The sequence below is a fragment of the Halomicrobium urmianum genome (genome assembly GCF_020217425.1).
Taxonomy (GTDB): Archaea; Halobacteriota; Halobacteria; order Halobacteriales; family Haloarculaceae; genus Halomicrobium; species Halomicrobium urmianum.
The window spans coordinates 3,089,186-3,108,009 of record NZ_CP084090.1; the positions used below are offsets into that span (position 1 = coordinate 3,089,186).

Annotated in this window: 20 protein-coding genes and 2 tRNA genes; 7 read left to right on the plus strand and 15 right to left on the minus strand. The window is 66.5% G+C overall.

Annotated features, from left to right (window positions below; translation table 11 throughout):
* Positions 1-55: 55 nt before the first annotated feature.
* Positions 56-865 (minus strand): YihY/virulence factor BrkB family protein, encoded by an 810-nt coding sequence (locus tag LCY71_RS15565; protein WP_225334058.1) that lies wholly within the window; start codon positions 863-865, stop codon positions 56-58.
* A 551-nt stretch (positions 866-1,416) separates the two neighbouring features.
* A complete protein-coding gene (locus LCY71_RS15570) occupies positions 1,417-2,772 on the minus strand; it encodes an NAD(P)/FAD-dependent oxidoreductase (RefSeq protein WP_225334059.1) in 1,356 nt (451 codons plus the stop codon).
* A 156-nt stretch (positions 2,773-2,928) separates the two neighbouring features.
* On the opposite strand from LCY71_RS15570, the gene LCY71_RS15575 reads away from it, so the two are divergent.
* On the plus strand, positions 2,929-3,909 hold the full coding sequence (locus LCY71_RS15575; protein WP_225334060.1) for a D-2-hydroxyacid dehydrogenase: 981 nt from the start codon (positions 2,929-2,931) through the stop codon (positions 3,907-3,909).
* Here the strand turns inward: LCY71_RS15575 and LCY71_RS15580 are convergent, their stop codons facing one another.
* The 4 genes from LCY71_RS15580 to LCY71_RS15595 form a co-directional block, all read right to left on the minus strand.
* A complete protein-coding gene (locus LCY71_RS15580; protein WP_225334061.1) occupies positions 3,910-4,266 on the minus strand; it encodes a hypothetical protein in 357 nt (118 codons plus the stop codon). It abuts the gene before it with no gap.
* A 79-nt stretch (positions 4,267-4,345) separates the two neighbouring features.
* On the minus strand, positions 4,346-5,383 hold the full coding sequence (asd, locus tag LCY71_RS15585; RefSeq protein ID WP_225334062.1) for an aspartate-semialdehyde dehydrogenase: 1,038 nt from the start codon (positions 5,381-5,383) through the stop codon (positions 4,346-4,348).
* A 783-nt stretch (positions 5,384-6,166) separates the two neighbouring features.
* Positions 6,167-6,853: a hypothetical protein gene (locus LCY71_RS15590; protein ID WP_225334063.1), complete on the minus strand. Its 687-nt coding sequence runs from the start codon at positions 6,851-6,853 to the stop codon at positions 6,167-6,169.
* On the minus strand, positions 6,819-7,532 hold the full coding sequence (locus tag LCY71_RS15595) for a PKD domain-containing protein (RefSeq protein ID WP_225334064.1): 714 nt from the start codon (positions 7,530-7,532) through the stop codon (positions 6,819-6,821). Before LCY71_RS15595 ends, LCY71_RS15590 begins: the two co-directional genes overlap by 35 nt.
* Positions 7,533-7,724: 192 nt before the next feature.
* Between LCY71_RS15595 and LCY71_RS15600 the strand changes: the two genes are divergently transcribed.
* The 3 genes from LCY71_RS15600 to LCY71_RS15610 all read left to right on the plus strand — a co-directional run bounded on the left by LCY71_RS15600 (position 7,725) and on the right by LCY71_RS15610 (position 9,584).
* Complete coding sequence (locus LCY71_RS15600; RefSeq protein WP_225334065.1) at positions 7,725-8,765, plus strand: tyrosine--tRNA ligase; 1,041 nt, start codon at positions 7,725-7,727, stop codon at positions 8,763-8,765.
* Between the two features lie 4 nt (positions 8,766-8,769).
* Complete coding sequence (locus LCY71_RS15605) at positions 8,770-9,465, plus strand: class I SAM-dependent methyltransferase (RefSeq protein WP_225334066.1); 696 nt, start codon at positions 8,770-8,772, stop codon at positions 9,463-9,465.
* Between the two features lie 48 nt (positions 9,466-9,513).
* A tRNA-Gly gene (locus LCY71_RS15610) sits at positions 9,514-9,584 on the plus strand.
* 613 nt (positions 9,585-10,197) lie between these two features.
* Here the strand turns inward: LCY71_RS15610 and LCY71_RS15615 are convergent.
* The 3 genes from LCY71_RS15615 to LCY71_RS15625 form a co-directional block, all read right to left on the minus strand.
* Positions 10,198-10,578 carry a hypothetical protein gene (locus tag LCY71_RS15615; protein WP_225334067.1) on the minus strand — a complete coding sequence of 127 codons (381 nt, stop codon included), beginning with the start codon at positions 10,576-10,578 and terminating at the stop codon, positions 10,198-10,200.
* Between the two features lie 100 nt (positions 10,579-10,678).
* Positions 10,679-11,503, minus strand: a complete 825-nt coding sequence (locus LCY71_RS15620; RefSeq protein WP_225334068.1) for an HD domain-containing protein — start codon at positions 11,501-11,503, stop codon at positions 10,679-10,681.
* Positions 11,504-11,540: 37 nt separating this feature from the next.
* Complete coding sequence (locus tag LCY71_RS15625; protein WP_225334069.1) at positions 11,541-12,014, minus strand: redoxin domain-containing protein; 474 nt, start codon at positions 12,012-12,014, stop codon at positions 11,541-11,543.
* 157 nt (positions 12,015-12,171) lie between these two features.
* Between LCY71_RS15625 and LCY71_RS15630 the strand changes: the two genes are divergently transcribed.
* The gene (locus LCY71_RS15630) at positions 12,172-12,423 is read left to right on the plus strand and encodes a Sec-independent protein translocase subunit TatA/TatB (RefSeq protein WP_373325172.1); all 252 of its coding nucleotides are present in this window, start codon (positions 12,172-12,174) and stop codon (positions 12,421-12,423) included.
* A gap of 81 nt (positions 12,424-12,504) precedes the next feature.
* Positions 12,505-12,577, plus strand: a tRNA-Arg gene (locus LCY71_RS15635).
* A 517-nt stretch (positions 12,578-13,094) separates the two neighbouring features.
* Here LCY71_RS15635 and LCY71_RS15640 read toward each other — a convergent pair.
* The 5 genes from LCY71_RS15640 to LCY71_RS15660 form a co-directional block, all read right to left on the minus strand.
* A complete protein-coding gene (locus LCY71_RS15640; RefSeq protein ID WP_225334071.1) occupies positions 13,095-13,400 on the minus strand; it encodes a hypothetical protein in 306 nt (101 codons plus the stop codon).
* Positions 13,401-13,645: 245 nt separating this feature from the next.
* Positions 13,646-16,240: a heavy metal translocating P-type ATPase gene (locus LCY71_RS15645; protein WP_225334072.1), complete on the minus strand. Its 2,595-nt coding sequence runs from the start codon at positions 16,238-16,240 to the stop codon at positions 13,646-13,648.
* Between the two features lie 151 nt (positions 16,241-16,391).
* Entirely contained in the window at positions 16,392-16,982 is a 591-nt protein-coding gene (locus tag LCY71_RS15650) for an AsnC family transcriptional regulator (protein ID WP_225334073.1), read from the minus strand.
* Positions 16,982-17,656 (minus strand): metal-dependent transcriptional regulator, encoded by a 675-nt coding sequence (locus LCY71_RS15655; RefSeq protein WP_225334074.1) that lies wholly within the window; start codon positions 17,654-17,656, stop codon positions 16,982-16,984. The genes LCY71_RS15650 and LCY71_RS15655 overlap by 1 nt, the downstream gene beginning before the upstream one ends.
* 32 nt (positions 17,657-17,688) lie before the next feature.
* Positions 17,689-17,838 (minus strand): hypothetical protein, encoded by a 150-nt coding sequence (locus LCY71_RS15660; protein ID WP_225334075.1) that lies wholly within the window; start codon positions 17,836-17,838, stop codon positions 17,689-17,691.
* A gap of 119 nt (positions 17,839-17,957) precedes the next feature.
* Here LCY71_RS15660 and LCY71_RS15665 point away from each other — a divergent pair, with 119 nt between their 5' ends.
* On the plus strand, positions 17,958-18,440 hold the full coding sequence (locus LCY71_RS15665) for a metal-dependent hydrolase (RefSeq protein ID WP_225334076.1): 483 nt from the start codon (positions 17,958-17,960) through the stop codon (positions 18,438-18,440).
* A gap of 6 nt (positions 18,441-18,446) precedes the next feature.
* Here LCY71_RS15665 and LCY71_RS15670 read toward each other — a convergent pair whose 3' ends face one another.
* The gene (locus LCY71_RS15670) at positions 18,447-18,695 is read right to left on the minus strand and encodes an MTH865 family protein (protein WP_225334077.1); all 249 of its coding nucleotides are present in this window, start codon (positions 18,693-18,695) and stop codon (positions 18,447-18,449) included.
* Positions 18,696-18,824: the final 129 nt, after the last annotated feature.

The window sequence follows — 18,824 nt, forward strand, 5'->3', positions numbered from 1 at the left end:
AGGTATGCGGTCGCGGTGACGGCCGTCCGCCGTGGCTGTGGACGGCCCGGAACGGTCATCGCTCGGCCGGCACCGCCTCGCCGTCGGCCGCGACGGCGTTGACGACGACGCCGGTCATCAGGACCAGCGAGCCCATGTAGAGCCCGGTGAGGACGATGATGATCCCGCTGAGGACGCCGTAGAGGGCGTACTGGGTCGCGTTCACGGCGTAGAATCGGATCCCGGTGAGCAGGGCCGTCCAGCCGACCGCCGCGACCACCGCGCCCGGGAGCGCCTGGCGCGCCGAGGTCACGACGTGCGAGGAGACGTAGTACAGCGGCAGGAAGGCGACCGTCAGCGCCACGAGCAGCGCGAACGACCACCCGAACGCCGCGCCGGGAATCTCCGCCAGCGGGATGGACAGGGCCCCGGCGAGAACGATCGAAGCCACGGGCAGTCCCATCAGGATCAGTATCTCCACGGCGTCGCGGAGCTGCTCGGTCAGCGGCACCTCCTCCCAGCCCTCGACGCGCTCGACCACAGTCTGGAAGTCGACCGCCACGTTGGCGCCCGCCCACGCAAGCGCCAGCACGGCCAGCGCCGTCGCGCCGGCCCGCCCCGACGCCGTCGTCAGCGACTCGCGGACCAGCTCCTGGGCCGCCGGCGTCAGCAGGCGCGGCGTCACCGACTGGAGCTGCGCCGTCGCCGCCTCGCCGAGGAGTGCCACCGCCAGTACCAGCAGCGGCAGAAAGGAGACGAACGCGTAGTACGCGAACGCCGCCGCCGGATACCGTAGCTCGTGGTCGTTGACGCTACGGACGACGGTCAGCCCGAACTCGACCGCGTCGCCGAGGCGTCCCGACTGACTGGTGCGACCCGGGAGCATCTGATCGAATCAGTCCGGTCAGTTCCGGGACGATTTCGCGCTCGCGATTCCTGACCACGGCGCACCCCGGCGAACGGTCGCTGCTTCGGGGCCGGTCCCTCGCACGGGCGATCGCTCGCCGCGAGTCGCCACTTCGTCGCCACCGGCGTTCTCCATGTCGCGTGATTCGTCTCTCGGATTGTTAGCGGTAGTGACCAGTTAGATACGCGTCGCTGCCACTGTTCAGACGTCGCCGCGCCAGGAACGCCCCTCAGAGCTCGAAGCGCGTCGTGTCTGCGTCGTCGTCTCGCCAGAGACGCGTCTCAGGGCGGTGGAAAATGTCGCCCGAAACACTAACGACCGGCGTCATCCGCGGCGGCGTGCCGTGTCGGCCGGGAAACCCTCGTGCCGGGCGGGTGGCGAGGCCACCACAGTCACTTCGACTATCGCGTGCCCGGGTTCGCCGCGCTGTCATCGTCCCGTAGACGGGCCTCGGGCGGGGACTAGAGGCACGCAGTCGTTCGAAGGCGTCGCCGGCAGTAAGCCCTTGCGGTGCGGCGAACGCCCCGTGGTCAGCGGATCGAGTACTCGTCCTCGCTGATCTGGGCGAGGCCGTTCTTCCGGTAGCCGCGCTTGGCCCACCTGTACGAACCGACCACTTTCAGCCCGTGGAGGCCGGCGGCGAGTCCCTGCCGCCACTGCGAGCCGTCGACCTCCAGCATCCGCCGAACGGTCGCGAAGGTCCGGTCCCAGTCGTCCGGGCCGAAGTCCTCTACCACGTCGGCCATCGCGACGTTCCGCAGGATCTCCTCGCCGATGGCCGCCTTCCAGCGGGGGTTGTACTCGCCCAGGGCGTCCTCGGCAGCCAGTCGGCCGGCGATCTTTCCGGTCCGGACGGCCACGTGGTCGCCGCCCTCGTGGAACGCCGAGGTCGTCCCCATCGCGCCGCCGACGACGGCGACGCCCGCCGCCGTCGGCGAGTCGATCGGCCGGGTCGAGGAGATGGAGTACGTCTCCGTGCCGTCGGACTTCCCGCGGTCCTCGACTAGCGGGAAGTCCTCCAGGTCGTAGGCCGGGAACTCCCGCTCCAGCAGCCGCTCGACGTACTCCGCTCCGCGGGGGATCCGGTCGTCGTCCTCGCGCAGCAGCGCCCACTCGCTGGCGTCGTAGTCGTCGACGTCGAGGCCGATGGGCATCGTCAGCCCGATCCGCGCGACGTTGTCGTCGTTCGGGAAGATCCACGGGTAGGCGGTGTGGCCCGGCATGACCCCCCACCAGAACTTGATGTACTCGGGCTCGAACAGCTCCTCGGGCATCCGGCGGTGCTCCTGGTAGGCGATGTGGTTGACCTCCGTCGAGGCCATCCGATCCGAGAACGAGTCCGAGAGGAACCGATCGAGGACCCGGCCCGTGATCGTCCGCTGGGGACCGTCCGCCAGGATCAGGTAGTCGGCGACGACGTCCTCCTCGCCGGCGATCTCGACGGCGTGCTCGTGGCCGCCCGAGAGGTCCGTCTCGACGCCCGTGACGCTCGCGCCGACGCGGTACTCCGCGCCGGCGTCCTCTGCCCGCTCGCGGAGCCAGTCGTCGAACTTCGCCCGGTCGAAGGTGAGTCCGAAGTTCTCGTATTCGGCGTCGATGCCCGTGTTCGAGAGCAGCACCGACTCCTCGGGACCGAGGAACTCCGCCCCGTCGAGTTCGCTGAGGACGACCTCCTCGGGGAACTCGTCGGGATCGAACTCCATCAGATCGATCCAGTAGTCCAGCAGCCCGGCGGCGTCCGTCGAGTCGGGGCCCAGCCCGTCCCGATCGGACCGTGGCACCCCCTTCTCGAGGACGACCGCGTCGGCCCCGGCCGATGCGGCCGCGCGAGCCGCCGAGCTCCCGGCCGGACCGCCGCCCACGATCGCGACGTCAACGCGCTCCATACCCCTCCCCTATCGCCCTCCGGCTTAAAATCCCCTCTCTGCGGCCCGGCGATGGCGGCATCAGCCGAGGACCTCGGACGGTGACGCGCGGCCACCTGCGCCATCGCGCCCGTCCACGCCATCAGCGTTTTCTCCGTGCCCGCGAATGCCACCCACATGCCCGGGACGCACGACGGCGAGTCGACGGACGTCCTCGTCCTCCGACAGAAGGTCCACGGCATCGACGTCGGCGAGTACGCCGCGGCCCTCCGCGAGCGCCTCCCCGACGAATCGATCACGGTCGCCCGGACGCCCGCAGAGGAGCGGGCGGCCATCCGCGACGCGCCGGTCGCCACCGGCGTCGTCTTCGACGAGCAACTTCTGGAGTACGCCGACGATCTGGAACTGTTCGCCGGTGTCTACGCCGGGTACGATCACCTCCCGCTTTCGGCCTTCGCCGAGCGCGACGTCGCCGTCACCACCGCCTCCGGCGTCCACGGCCCGAACGTCGCCGAGCACGTCGTCGGCGCCTTCCTCGCGTTCGCCCGCCGCTTCTTCGAGGCGCGCCGCCGACAGGAGAAGCGGGAGTGGCGCCACCTGCGCTCGCACGAACTCGCGGGCTCGACCGTCGCCGTCGTCGGCCTCGGCGCTATCGGCCGGTCCATCGTCGAGCGCCTCGACGGCTTCGACGTCGACACCGTCGGCGTCCGCTACACGCCGGAGAAGGGCGGCCCGACCGACGAGGTCCACGGCTTCGACGATATTCACGAGGCCGTCCGCGACGCGGAGTACGTCGCCCTCGCCTGCCCGCTCACCGACGAAACTGAGGGCCTCGTCGACGCGCCGGTCCTCCGCACGATGCGCCCCGACGCCGTCCTCGTCAACGTCGCCCGCGGCCCCGTCGTCGACACCGACGCCCTCGTCGACGCCGTCCGGAGCAACCACATCCGGGGCGCGCAGCTCGACGTCACCGACCCCGAACCCCTGCCTGAGGACCACCCGCTGTGGAACCTCGAGAACGTCTTCGTCACGCCCCACTGCTCCGGCCACACCCCCGAGTACTACCAGCGGACCGCCGACATCGTCGCCGAGAACGTCCGCCAGGCCAGGGAGACCGGCGAGTGGAACGACCTCCGGAACCAGATCGACCTCTCCTGATCAGGGCCGTGTATCGCGGTACGCGGCGACTCCCTCGGTGACGAAGTAGGCTACCGTCACCGCGCCCATCGCCCAGAACATCACGCTTCGCAGTGTGCCAGTCACGGCCGTTAGCCTATCGGCCAGTCCAGCCGTAGTACCCAGTACCAGGATGGCGGCGAGGTAGGTCAGAAACCGCCACCGAGACGCCACCGGTACTGCGTCGTTCTCGCCCCTGAGTGCCAGGTACAGGTGCGCGCCTCCGAGGAGGAGTCCGTACGCAGCGGCCGCTAAGGCCGCGTCGAGCCACCAAGGCGTCACGGAGAGAACACCTGAAGCGTCGACCGCGACCGCCAGCGCGAGCGTACCGATCGCCACGCTGACTTGGACTTGCGTCTCTCGGGAAACCATCGAACTGAAACCGTGAACGAAACGCCGAAAGAAAAAGCCGCCGGTCCTACAGGTAACCCTGGTCCAGCAGCAGCTCGCCGTTCAGCACCGACGCGCCCGCGGCGCCGCGCATCGTGTTGTGCGCGAGGCAGTTGAACTGGACGCCGTCGGTCGTCTCCTGCACGCCGCCCGTCGCGACCCCCATGCCGTCCTCGACGTTCCGGTCGAGGCGTGGCTGGGGACGGTCGGGTTCGTCGAAGACCTTGATCAGCTGCTCGGGCGAGGACGGCAGGTCGACGCCCGTCATCGAGCGGAACGCCTCCTCCGCCGCCTCGACGGTGACGTCCGCTTCGGTGTCGGTCCAGACGTTCTCGAGGTGGCCGTCCAGCGTCGGGATCCGGTTACACGACGCCGCGACGTCCATCTCGTGGTGGTGGACCTCCGCGCCGTCGAAGGAACCCAGCAGCTTCCGGGACTCCGTCTCCATCTTCTTCTCCTCGCCGCCGATGTGCGGGATGGCGTTGTCGATGATCTCCATCGACGAGACGCCGGAGTAGCCCGCGCCCGAGACGGCCTGCAGCGTCGAGACCGTGACGTCGGTCAGCGTGAACTCGTCGTCCAGCGCCTTCAGCGGCGGCACCATCGTGATCGTCGAGCAGTTCGGGTTCTTCACCATGGCGCCGTCCCACCCGCGCTCGTCGCGCTGGACCTCCAGCAGATCCAGGTGGTCCGGATTGACCTCGGGAATCGTCAGCGGGATGTCGTCGTCCATCCGACCGTTCGAGGAGTTCGACGAGACCACGTAGCCCGCCTCGCAGAACCCGGGCTCGACGCGCTCGCCGACGCTCGACGGCAGCGACGAGAAGATCAGGTCGACGTCGTTCGGCACCTCGCCCGGATCTGTCGCCGCGACTTCCATCTCCGCGACGTCTTCCGGAATCGGTGCGTCGACGCGCCACTTGGCCGCCTCGCGGTAGGTCTTCCCCGCGCTCGACTCGCTCGCCGTCAGCGCCGCCAGTTCGAAGTCCGGATGGGGATCAAGCAGCTGGATGAGCCGCTGCCCGACCGCACCGGTCGCCCCCAGAACGCCAACTCGTACAGTCATCGTCCGAACGACGGTGAGGAGAACTCAAAACAGTTTGGATAGCGTTTGTTCGACCGCCATTTGCTAATCCTCATAAAATTAGCTCCCTGCGTATTCAGGATGAGCTGGTCCAATTTTTGTGGTGTTATAATATTTGAGAGCATAGGCAGTCCCGTCATTAACTTTAGATGTATCCCACCCCGAACCTAGTTTCAATTCATATGCCCATTCATATTCACATATCCGCTACGATAGACCTCACCTTTTGGCGTGACTGCATTTACATTGACGTATTTTGGAACCAGTCCTCATCAAAATAACTAGAATTATCCGTAGTATGGTATGACTCAGCTACATTTGCGTACCCTACTATAATATATAATTCTGGATTATTTGTAGGATTTTCACCAGTATTTACAATATAGGAGAGGCTCATTGACTTATTTTTAGGGTGTATTTTTAAACTATGGATGCTAACATTGTCGCTTATCGCATTTATGTAGTTCTGTTCGAAATTTTTGTACCTTCTTTTTCTTGATCAGTTTGCCGGACTGGTTTGTGTAGCTGTCTCCGTCGTACCATTGTGTTCAATAACGTTCTCAGTGGTTCTTATCGAAGATCTTGTCTGCTCCTCAGTGGGTGTGTTGGAACCTCCACTTTTCTCGGTAAATTGGACATCCTCTGTCTTAGTCAGGGTTTCTTCTTGATTCTGCTCGGTTGTATCTATATTATTAATTGGCTCAGCACATCCCGCCAATAACAATAATGCGATAGCAGCTAGGGCTGGCCAAGTACACAAATCACTCATGGTGAAAGCCCCCGATATTCAGCGTATCTATCTACAACTCTACCCCTGTTATCCTGAACATTATATTGAGAACTATCATTTACAGAATATGATTCTTGGTCATTATCACTAGAATTACTGCTTGTAGCAGAACTAGTACGAGTACCACTTGTAGAACTGGTGATCGAGGGTGTCTCTATTCGAGTATTATCATCAGCATTGCTTATTGAGCTCTCTAACCTATCTATACTTAATACATCCTCATTTGGACCTTCACCAGTAAATTCACCTAATTCATCATTGGTCATATTAATCCTATTACCATCTAGACCCATTTGGAGACCCTCTTGACCATTGTTGAGAAACACCACATCCCCAAGTACAGCATCCGACCGCATACCGTCCTCCTCTGGATTATGACACTCCTGACCATCCAAGCCGAAGTTCACGTACGTACCCTCACAGTTACCGCCGGACCCGCCTCTACCGTCGCCGTCGACAGTGACTGCAACTGTGACGCTGGCCGTCTTCCCGTATTCGTCGACGGCTTCGGCACGGAGTTCCTGTTCGCCGCCACTGGCGAAGGTCAGGTTCCCCTCAACCGACGAGCTGGACGATGAGAGTACCTCGTCGTCGCCACGAACGAGTTGCACTTCCTCGATGGGATAATCACCCGGCGTCGCGTTGACGGCGTATCGCTCCACGACGCCGACGGACGTCTCGTTGGGACCGTCGACAGTGATTCTGGACTGGTCCGGTTCGGAGACTCACACTGAGAGTGTCTTCACCGACGTTACCGTACGTATCCCAGGCGACGGCGCGGAGTTCGGTCGTTCCGGTTTCGTTGAGTTGCTCGTCGTGTTCGACCGTCGTCGTCCGGGCACCGAGATCTCGGGTCGATTCCGCTGTCCCGTCGCGGTAGAACGTCACGTTCCGGAGTCCGCCGTCACGGGCGTCCATCGACACGTTATAGCCCCTGGTCTTCCCGGCGACCACGGTCGACGGGCCGGTGACGTTCACTTCGGGTGCCCGCGCGGCCCGGACGTTGACGAACGCCACGTCGGATCGGCTCGCCCCGTCGTCGTCGGTGACAGTCAGGGTCACCTCGTATTCGCCGGGCCCGCCGGGCGTGAACTGTGTCTGTTCGCCCGAAGCGTTCGGTGCCACGGCACTCCCGTTTGGACCGGTAATTTCCCACTCGTACGTGGTGAGATTCCCGTCCGGGTCGCGTGACCCGCCGGCGTCGAGGTAGACGGTGGCCCCCTCGACGACGGTCTGGTCGAGGCCGGCGGCGGCTTCGGGCGGTGCGTTGCCCTGGGCCGCAGCGACGCCGCTGAGCGCCACGAGTACAGCTAACGCCATCGCGGCCACGAACCGTTCCATCCTGAGTCGTTGCGCTCCCTCTTCTATTTAAAATTTTCCAGTCATGGGAGGAAAGTACACTTCTGATCGCCTGGGGATGTTCCGGAAGTGGACGACTAGAGGACGAGGTTGTCCGCACTGGCTGCGACGCTGGGAACGGGGTCGCGTTCGGGGAAAGGAACGTTTTAATCGGCGGCGGCGGGAATCGGGAGTATGGACACCGCCGAGCGGCTCGATCTGGTGACGCGCCACACGGAGGAGGTCGTCACCGAGGACGAGCTGGAGACGCTGCTCGAGGGCGACGACCCGTCGGCGTACATCGGCTACGCGCCGACCGGCGAGATGCACATCGGCCACTTCACGACGATGCGGAAGCTCGCGGACTTCCTGCAGGCGGGCGTGGACGTGACCGTGCTGATCGCCGACCTGCACGCCCACCTCGACGACGAGAAGAGCCCCTTCGACCTGCTGGACGCGCGGTCGGAGTACTACCGCGTCGCCATCGAGGGGATGATCGACGCGGCCGGGGCCGACCCCGACGACGTCGAGTTCGTCCGCGGAACGGACTTCCAGCTAGACGAGGACTACACGCTGGAGATGTACCGCATGGCCGCAGAGACGACCATCGCCCGGACCCAGCGGGCCGCCAGCGAGGTCGTCCGCGAGTCGGAGTCGCCGAACCTCGGCGGGCTCATCTACCCGCTGATGCAGACGCTGGACGTCGACGCGCTGGACGCCGACATCGCCTACGGCGGCGTCGACCAGCGGGGCATCTACATGCTCTCCCGCGAGATCCTGCCCGACCACGGCGGCGAGGCGCCGGTCTGTCTGTTCGCACCGCTGCTGTCGGGACTGACGGGCGGCAAGATGAGCGCCTCCGACGAGTCCTCGAAGGTGAACCTCACGGACGACCGCGACGCCGTCGTCGAGAAGATTCAGGAGGCCTACTGCCCGATGGGCGAGGTCGAGGACAACGGCGTCCTCGAGTACCTCGACCACCTCGTGTTCCCGGTCCTCGAGCAGCGCGGCGAGACGTTCGTCGTCGAGCGACCCGAGGAGTACGGCGGCGACCTCACCTACGAGGACTACGAGTCCCTGGAGGCGGACTTCGTCAGCGAGGAGCTCCACCCCGCGGACCTCAAGCCGGCGGCGGGCGAGTGCATCTCAGAGGTCATCGACCCCGTCCGCGAGCGACTGGCCGACCGCGAGGACCTGCTGGCCGAGGCCTACCCCGAGAAGTACGGCGACGAGTAGCGGGATGGCCGACCAGCCGACGCGGGGGGACGTCCGGCGGACCTACGAGACCATCGCGGCGCACTTCTCGAAGACCCGCGAGTACGCCTGGCCCGAAGTCGAGGCGTTCGTCGACGACGTCGCTGAGGAGTTGGGGACGGAATCTGGGCCGACCGTCGGGCTCGACGTCGGCTGTGGAAACGGCCGCCACGCGGAGACGCTCGCGGCGGCCGTCGATCGCGTGCTCGCACTGGACGCCAGCCGCGGCCTCCTCGTCGAGGCCCGAGATCGTCTGTCGGACGCCGATCCGGCGACGCGGTTCGACCTGCTCGCCGGCGACGCGTCGCGGCTCCCTGTCGCTGACGGCGCGGTCGACGCTGCGGTCTACGTCGCTACGCTCCACCACCTCCCGACGCACAGCGAGCGCGTCGCGAGCCTGTCCGAGCTGGCGCGCGTCCTCGCATCCGGCGGCCGTGCGCTGGTGAGCGCCTGGAGCACGGCCCACGACCGATTCGACGCGTCGGCCGACGACGAACGGGGATTCGACACGACGATCGACTGGACGCTACCGGACGGCGACGTCGTCCCCCGGTACTATCACGTCTACGCTCCGGCGGAGTTCGAGCGGGACTTGCGGGAGGGCGGACTGGCCGTCGTCGACGCCCGGGTGTCCAGCGGGAACTGCTACGCCGTCGTTCGTCCCGAAGGGAAACGCCCTTAATCGACCGCCTGTAATCGACGGATGCCGCTGAACGCGGCGCGACACTGCGCGGCGATGGTCTAGTGGTAGGACCTGAGCCTTCCAAGCTCATGGCCCGGGTTCAAATCCCGGTCGCCGCATTTTATTGCGAGCAATCCGCGAGCAGTAACTGCCGTACGGATGGATTTGAAGTAGAGAAGACGCAGCGGCCGAGCGAAGCGAGGCCGACCGTCTTCGCGTGGTCCAAATCCCGATCGCCGCGTTCTACGCGGTTGTCGCGAACGAAGCGAACGACTGTCCGGAGCGGAAAAGGCGTCCCTGCCATCTCGACTCGATTGCTTCCCAGAAGGGCAGATTCCGTCGCGAGGTCCAGCGTCTCGACCGATTTTTCGCGTCTTAAATAGCCTCGAACGCGGGCTTAAAGACGGAGTACTACGACAGGGGCTATCAAAACCGGGGGCTAACGATGTATTTCAAGCGGTGCATTCTGGGAGTAGGCGGAAGCGTGTGCCAGGCGAGAAGGGGAAAGGGAGACGGAGTCGGGGTGAGCGGTAACGGCGGCTTGTGACGCCGCGTCGACGACACTCGCACGCACTGCCGTGGCGATAGTAGAAATTGAACGCACTGACACACCCGAAGGGCACCCGGGGTGCCCCTCGATGTGTAAATAGTTTCAATTTCTACTAGAAACCGGACGGGTGGACTACGGCATCGTCCGGGCGGTCGAACCCCGTCGGTCGCTCGCGGGACCGCTCATCGATCGACGGTCGTCCAGACATCGCTCGTGATGACCGCGTCGGGATTCTCGGGGACGGAGAGCCTGAGCCCCTCCTCGGTTTCGAGGGCGACCACGTCGGGGCTGTTGGTCCCGACCCGGTCGCGCACCGGGAACGTCAGCGGGTAGTCGCGGTCGGGGTAGTCGTCCATCGAGGGCGATCCGGGGGGTTCCTCGAGGAGCGCGGCCGAGGCGGGGTCGACGTCGTCGCTCGTCACGAAACTCGAGATGGCCGATCGGACGCGGTCGAACAGCGACGCGCCTGCGTCGCCGACGCGGGTACGGATGCTCGTCTCGTTCGGATCCGGGGGGTCGGACTCCGGGGAGTGACGGGGGCCGTCAGCCGGTGACACACTCATGACTACACGTGTGCGGTATACGGTCAAAGTCATTCAGGCGATAACGTGCAGTAGAGTCCTCTGAAAGGACGATAATCCCGACCTTAGATCCACCCCGGGGTCACAGCTCGATGCGCTCGACGATCCGTTCGTCGTTGTCCTCGAGGTTGAGGGCGACGATCCGAACCTGGTCCTCGATCCCGGAACCCCGGAGCTTCGCCTTGAGGAGGTTGTCGACCTGATAGACGCCGGCGGCGTTGGTCATCCGAATCTCGACGAGGACGGGGTGGTCGTCGCCGGGCTGGAGCGAGACGCGCTCGATGGCCTGACTGGAGACGGTGTTGATGCCGCGGCCGCCCTGGTGGTAGGGGATCCGCGAGCGGCCGGCCTCCATGTCCAGCGCGTCGGAGACCCGGACGACGCCGGCCTCGGTGGTCAGCGGCTCCTCGGAGGTGTGGTGACAGAGGATCGCGTGTAGGACCTCGCCCTTCATCCGGACGGCGTCGGCGACGTCGTAGAACTCCGGCAGGATCTCGTCGAGCAGGTCGGCGGCCAGCGGGATCGAGTAGTACGCGTGCTCGTCGCGGTGGACGACGTGGCCGATGTCGTGGAGGGTCGCCGCCAGCGCGACGATGACGGCCTCGTCGGCCTCGGCGAGGCCCTGGTCGCTCGCGCCGTTGAACGGGACGTCGCCTCGCTTGAGGAGGTCGTAGAGACACATCGCCCGGTTGCGGACGATCGAGATGTGCTTGGCCCCGTGATCGTTGTACCGCTTGCGGGTCACCGGGTTGACGTTCTGGGCCTCCAGGTAGGCCTGGACTTGCTCGTCGTTTTTGACGTACTCGAGGACCTCGTTGACTCGCTCGTCGGGGAACGAGTGCTCGTCGTCGGGATCGTAGACACGCCACCGCTCCGCAGCCTGCTCTCGCTCGGCGCTATCGCTCATGAAACACGGTTGACGGCCGACCGAGAAAAGCCCTCGCCTACTCGGCGTGGACGGCGCCGAGGACCTCGTCGTAGTCGGGTTCGACGCCGGGGTCGTCGCTGACCCAGGAGTAAGTGATCTCGCCGTCGCCGTTGACGACGAACACCGACCGCTTGGCGACGTTGTCGACGCCGAGTTCGTCGAAGTCCATGGTCAGGTCCCACTCCTCGACGACGTCTCGGTTGGTGTCGCTGATCAGGCCGAAGGAGAGGTCGAGCTCGTCGCGGAACGCGTTCTGGCTGAAGGGCGTGTCGACGCTGACGCCGTAGACGGACGCGCCCGCGTCCTCGAACTCTCCGAGGCGGTCGTCGAAGGTGTTCATCTCGTGGCTGCAGACGCTGGTGAACGCGCCGGGGAAGAAGGCCAGCACCAGCGGTGCCTCGTCGAGGCGCTCCGAGAGAGTGAACGAATCGACGTCGCCGTTGGCGAGCGGTGCCGAAAAGTCCGGAGCTTCGTCGCCGGTCGTTGGCATCACGCCCGTGATTCTGGCGGCACGGGCAAGTGCGTTCCGTCTTCGACCGACTCCAGTCCTCAGGGGCGGTAACGTCCTATTTCAACTGAGCAAAAAGCCTATAATAGCCACCACGTTAAGTCCTGCTACGATGGTAGTATCCGTACTTCAGATCGGACTGCCGGGGACCCAGGAGATGATGATCATCCTCCTGATCGCGGTCCTCCTGTTCGGTGCAAACAAGATCCCCAAGCTCGCCCGGTCGACGGGTCAGGCAATGGGTGAATTCCAGAAGGGTCGCGAGGAAGTCGAGCAGGAGCTCGAGGAGATCAAGGACGGCGGCACCGGTTCCGGTAGTACCGCCTCCACCGACGACGTCGGTACGGACGTCGACGCCACGGAGTCGACCACCGAAACGACCGAGCGGTAATCCTTCCCCGGTTTTCCCACTCTTTCCCGACCGACAGTGGAACGCAAAGCGTTTTTCGCAGGCGCACGCTATCGGCCGGTAGGGCGTGTGGCCTAGCGGACAGGGCGAGGGGTTCCTAACCCCTCGATCGCGGGTTCGAATCCCGCCACGCCCGTGCAAGGAACCGACGAGCGTAGCGAGTCGGTGACTGAACCGGAACGGGATTCGAACCCTGCCAGTCGCAGCGGCCGAGCGGAGCGAGGCCGACCGTCTGGCTCCGGTTCGAATCCCGCCACGCCCGTTTTCCGGCGAACGAAGTGAGCCGTGAAAACGGCACGGTGGGATTCCGAAGCAGGGAGGTCGCGCGCAGCGTAGCAAGCACGTCCGACCGTGGTTCGAATCCCGCCACGCCCGCTTCGCGGTTCCTCACGTCCGTTCGGAACACGCTCGCGGGCGTGGCGACCCTCGCGAAGCCTGCGGCTTCGCTCAGTCCCGCCACGCCCGTTCTGCGACGCGCGGACGCGAGGACCGGACGAGACGGGGCATTCGAGTTCCTGATCGTGGAAACTTGACCTTTCGAGCACAGGCTGTGCGTTCACGTGGCTTCGGCGTGCCCGGTGAGTCCTGAACTCCAGCAACGCGGATTGGTGGAAGTGCGGCCTGTCGGTTCGTTTCGAGGAGATTGTGATCTCTCAGACAGTCTCGTTGTCCTCGCCAGTTTCGTTGCCCACTCCCACGTCCGTTTCGTTGTCCATTTCGGTCTCGTTGCCCGCTCCACCGTCCGGAGTCGCAGTCGTGTCGCCCTCGACGCCGAGCCCTTCGGTCGGCGTGCCCTCGCCGGTACGGGTGTCGTTTGCCTCGGGTTCCCCCGGTTCCTCGGCACCGCCGTCTTCGCCGTCTTCGCCCCCGCCGCCGTCGCCGCAACCGGCGAGCGCTCCGACGACTGCGACCGATCCGGCGCGCTTGATAAGGGAGCGTCTGTCGAGAGAATCTGTCATGGTACGGTACAGTTTAGGGTCAGAAGTCGAAAAAGGCGCGCGAAGCCGGGAATTGCCGCCGGGACGCGGTCAACCACCGTCGACGTGGATGGTTACTGGCTCCCTGATAGGCGGTAATAGCGACTTCTGTACGTCGAACCAGTAGTCGACGGGGACGAGAGGCGTCAGCCAAGTGGGAACCAGCGGCCGCGCCGGCTCGGGCCGCGGTCGCACCGACGCGCTACCGGCGGCCGCAGCGCGTCACGTCAGGGCCGCAGGAAGCCCAGCAGGCGGTAGTCCTCCTCGGGCTCGTAGCTCCGGAAGGCGAGGCTGTTGGTCAGCACGGAGACGCTGGAGGCGGCCATCGCGGCGGCGGCCAGGACGGGTTCGAGCAGGCCCAGGCTGGCCAGCGGGATCATGACGGTGTTGTAGCCGAGCGCCCAGAAGAGGTTCTGCTTGATCTTCCGGAGCGTGGCGTCGGAGACGCGGATGGCCTTCAGCACGTCGGCGGGGTCGTCGCGCATCAGCGTCACGTCGGCGGCCTCGATGGCTACGTCGGTACCGCTCCCGATGGCGCAGCCGACGTACGCGGTAGCCAGTGCGGGGGCGTCGTTGACGCCGTCGCCGACCATCATCGCGCGGCCCTCCTCCTGGCTGGCCTCGACGGCGTCGGCCTTGTCCTCGGGGAGGACCCCCGCCTTCACCTGGTCGGGGTCGATGCCGACGCGCTCGGCGACGGCGCGGGCGGTCCGCTCGTTGTCACCGGTGATCATCCACACGTCGAGGCCCCGCCCACGCAGGTCCGCGACCGCCCGCTCGGCGGAGTCCTTGACCGTGTCGGCGTCGGCCAGCACGCCGACGAGGCGGCCGTCGACGGCGACGAGCACGGCGGTCTTGCCCTCGCGCTCGAGTTCGTCCATCGTCGCCTCGGCGGGGCCGACGTCGATACCGCGCTCCGCCAGCAGGCCGCGGTTGCCGACGACCACCTCGCCGTGGCTCGTCTCGGCGACGACGCCCTTGCCGGGGACGTTCTCGAACGCCGCGGGCTCCTCGACGTCGACGCCGCGCTCGCGGGCGCCCTCGACGATGGCCTGTGCCAGCGGGTGCTCGCTGGCGCTCTCGGCGCTCGCAGCGGCTCCGAGGACGAACTCCTCGGTGATCTCGCGGGGTTCGAGCGCGCCGCCGTCAGCGACGGCTCCTCCGTCCGCGGCCGCGTCGATGGGGACGACGTCGGTCAGCTCCATCTCGCCCTGAGTCAGCGTTCCGGTCTTGTCGAAGACGACGGCGTCGACGTCGCGGACGCGTTCGAGGACGTCGCCGCCCTCGAAGAGGACGCCGTTGCGGGCGCCGATAGCGGTCCCGACCATCGTCGCGGCGGGCGTCGCCAGCCCCAGCGCGCAGGGGCAGGCGATCAGTACGGCGCTGGCGAACACGACGATGGAGAACTCGGCGACGCCGAGCGTCCCGCCGACGACGGCGGGGCCGCCGCCGAGCGGGCCCCACAGCGGCAGGGAGTTCACGAAGCCGGCCAGCGCCTGCGGGAACTGCCACCACAGCAGGCCCCACAGGACGGCGTTGCCGATGACCGCGGGGACGAAGTACGCCGAGATGCGGTCGGCGACGCGCTGGATGTCGGGCTGGCGCGACTGGGCGTCCTTCACGCGGCGGACGAGCTGCTGGATCGCCGTCTCCTCGCCGACCTGCGTGGCCTCGACCACGAGGACGCCGTTCTGGTTGACCGTCGAGCCGATCACCTCGTCGCCCTCGCCTTTCTCGACCGGGACGGACTCGCCGGTGACCATCGACTCGTCGACCGCGCTGTTCCCGTCGACGACCACGCCGTCGGTCGGGATCTGCTCGCCGGGCCGGGCTTTCATCCGGTCGCCGACTTCGACGTCCTCGAGGGGGACCTCCTCCTCGACGGTCCGGCCGTCCTCCTCGCGGACGACCGTCGCCGTCTCGGCCTCCATCTCCAGCAGCGAGCGGATCGCCTCGCCGGCCTGGCCCTTCGAGCGGGCCTCGAGGTAGTTGCCCAGCGTGATGAACACCAGGATCAGCGCCGCGGTGTCGAAGTACGTCTGGGCGGGGAGCAGCCCGATGACGACGGCGACGCTGAAGACGTACGCGGTCGTCGACCCCAGCATGATCAGCACGTCCATGTTCGCCCGGCCGTTGGTCGCGAGCGCGCGGTAGGAGTTCTCGTAGAACGGCTTGCCCAGCGCGATCTGGACGGGCGTCGCCAGGGCGAAGGCGATCCACTCGGTGGGTATCCCGAGGACGGCGTCGCCGATCAGGCCGAGGTCCAGCAGGTGATCGGCCATGATCGCCAGCAGGGGCAGCGACAGGACGGCGCCGAACAGGAAGCGGTTCCGCTGGTGGCGGATCTCCTCCTGCCGGGCGACGTCGCGTGCGTCCTCGTTCTCGTCGGCGTCGTCGCTCTCTTCGCGGACCGGGGTGTAGCCGGCCCGTTCGATGGTCCCGTAGAGGTCAGCCCGGTCGGCGTCGGCCGGGTTGTACCGGACCTGCGCCTCGTCGGTCGCGTAGTTGACCTCCGCCTCGATCACCCCGGGCGTTCCCTCGAGGGCCGTCTCGTTGCTCTCGGCGCAGTTCGCACATCTCAGGTCCGTGATGGCGACTGTCGTCGTCGCCGAGACCGCGCCGTACCCCGCGTCCTCGACCGCGTCGTATATCGCCGCGAGCGACGTGCGCTCCGAATCGTACTCGACCTGCGACTCGTCGGTCGCGGCGTTGACGTCGACCGACGTCACCCCGTCGAGGTCGCCGAGCGCGTCCTCGACGGTCGCTGCGCAGTTCGCGCAGGTCATCCCCGTGACGTCCAGCCTGGCCGTCCGGTCACTCATTTTGGTCTGGAGTAGGGCCCGACCGTTCATGCGGTTTGTCCTTTCAGCGGATCGGCGAAGGCCGCTCGTTAGCCGGGTAAACTAGACGATACCACCATCCAGCGTAGACTTCCCGCGTAGAACCCGCCCTCAGTCTCGGAACCCGAACTGGTCACGCGCCCTCGCGGAGCTCCTCGTACTGATCGACGAACCGCGATTCGCAGGACTCACAGCAGAAGTAGTAGGTCTCCCCGTCCAGCGTCGCCGACGCTCCCTCGACGTCGACGGAGTTCCCGCACTCGGCGCACTCGGGGGCCAGTTCCGCGTCGCCGAGGCCCGGCGTCCACTCAGCGTCGACCAGGACGCGCACCTCGTACTCTCGGACGTCGTCCAGCAGGTCGTGGGTGCCGAGCAGCGCCGTCACGTCGCCGTCGGGCACCGTTGCGGTGAAGGTCACCCGGGCGTCGACGCTCCGGAAGACGTGTTCGACGGCGTCGACGCCGGCCAGCGCGTCCGCGACCTGCTCGGCGGCCGCGGGCTCGACGTCGAGCGCGACGAACACGTGGACGCCCTCGCGGAGCAGCGACCGGTCCAGTTCGAGCGTGAACCGCTCGATGAGCCCGCGTTCCCGGAGCCGGTCGATGCGGTCGGCGACCGCGGGCCCCGACAGGTCGACGGCGTCGCCAATCTCGCTGTAGGGGCGGCGGGCGTCTTCGAGCAGCAGGCGGAGGATCTCTCGGTCGGTGTCGTCGAGTCCCTCCATCAGGCGGTCGCCTCCCTGTCGGCGGTCCGGACGTGGATCAGGCCGGCGATCCGGTCCGGTAGCGCCACTTCCTCGCCGTCGACCTCAACGGTGACCATCCCGATAGGTGCGACGTCGACGACGGTCAGTTCGGTCCCGGGCGCGATGCCGCGCTCGGAGAGGTAGGCCAGTTCTTCGGGGTCGCGGTCGCTGACCCGCTCGACGACGAGGACGTCGCTGACCCCGTGCTCGCCGAGCGTGTCCGGCGGTTCCTCGTCGACCGGTTCGAGCGTCTCGCTGGGGATGGGATCCCCGTGTGGGTCGACCTTCGGGTCGTCCAGCGCCGCGGCGACGCGGCGCTCGAACTCCTCGCTGATGTGGTGTTCAAGCCGGTCGGCCTCGTCGTGAACTTCGGCCCAGTCGTAGCCGAGGTACTCCGTGAGATACGTCTCCAGCAGGCGGTGGTGCCGGATGACCTCGAGCGCGACCGTCTCGCCCTCGGGGCTCAGGCGCGCGCCGGCGTACTTCTCGCGCTCGACGAATCCCCGGTCCTCGAGCTTCTCCAGCGAGCTCGATGCCGTCGGCGGGGTGACGTCGAGCGCGTCGGCCAGCGCCGAGGTCGAGACGGGCCCCTCCTCGTCGCGCTGGAGCCGGTAGAGGGCCTTGAGGTAGTCCTCCATCGTCGCGCTCAGCATCACCACTAGTTTGCGCCATGGGACGCAAAAGGCTATCCCTCCGCCTCGTCCTCGGCCGTCCAGTCGTCGCCCCGGCCGGTCAGGAGCCACAGCACGGCGTACCCGACGACCCCGACGACGAACAGCGTCGCCGGGATCAGGAAGGGGCCGAACGTCTCGACCAGCCGCGCCAGGACCTGCATGTTTCGACCTAGCGCGAGGAGCGACAAAAGTCCGTCTGCGAGGGGCCCGCAGCCCCACTGGCCGCGGCCCGTCGCCAGCGATGCCACGGTTTATGTCGGAACGGGACAGACACGCGAGCGTGTACCGGAACGGGCACCTCGGGGCGGCGCTACTGCTGTACGCGCCGGTGGGGTTCGCGACGATCGTGGCGGGCCACCAGGCGCTCGCGCTCGTCGGCGGCGCCGTCGTCGTCTCGCTGGCGACGCTGCCGGACTGCGACCACCGACTGCCGTTCGTCGAGCACCGCGGTCCGACGCACACGCTGGCGTTCGCGGGGCTGATCGGCGCCGGCGTCGGCGCGGCCGGCCACCTCGCTGCCGGCGTCGTTCCCGGCTACGACGCCGCGGCGCTGTCCGGGTTCGGCTTCGCCGCCGGTGCGCTGGCCGTCCTCTCCCACCTGCTGGCCGACGCGCTGACGCCAATGGGAATCACGCCGTTCTGGCCGCTCTCGAAGCGGTGGTTCTCGGCCTCTATCGTCCGGGCGGACAACTGGCTGGTCAACCAGTTGCTGCTCGGACTGGGGCTGGCCGCGGTCGGCGCGGTGATCGTCCTGGCGCGATAGCCGGCCCTAGACGAGGTCCTGCTCGGCGAGTTCGTCCATGACGTCGTCGACGAAGGCGTCGACGTCGTCGTAGGGGAAGTCCCCGGAGAGCTTCGTGTTCAGCTCCATCGCGGTCATCGAGAACTCGCCCGACTCGAACGTCGTCGAGGGGCCGTTCGGGAGCGCCGGCACGAGATCCATCGGGCTGGAGACGGGGTAGTCGGCGTCCTCGAAGGCGTCGACGAACTGCTCTCTGAGCTCCGCTCGGTCGACCATACGCACCGTTCGCCGACCGCCACAAAAAAGGGTTCGGAGGGGCCTCGCTAGCGCTCGCCCTCGCGGCTCGCGTGTCGCTCCTCACGTCGCTCCCGCTCGCACATTCCGAGATTCTTCCCGTCGGTCAGA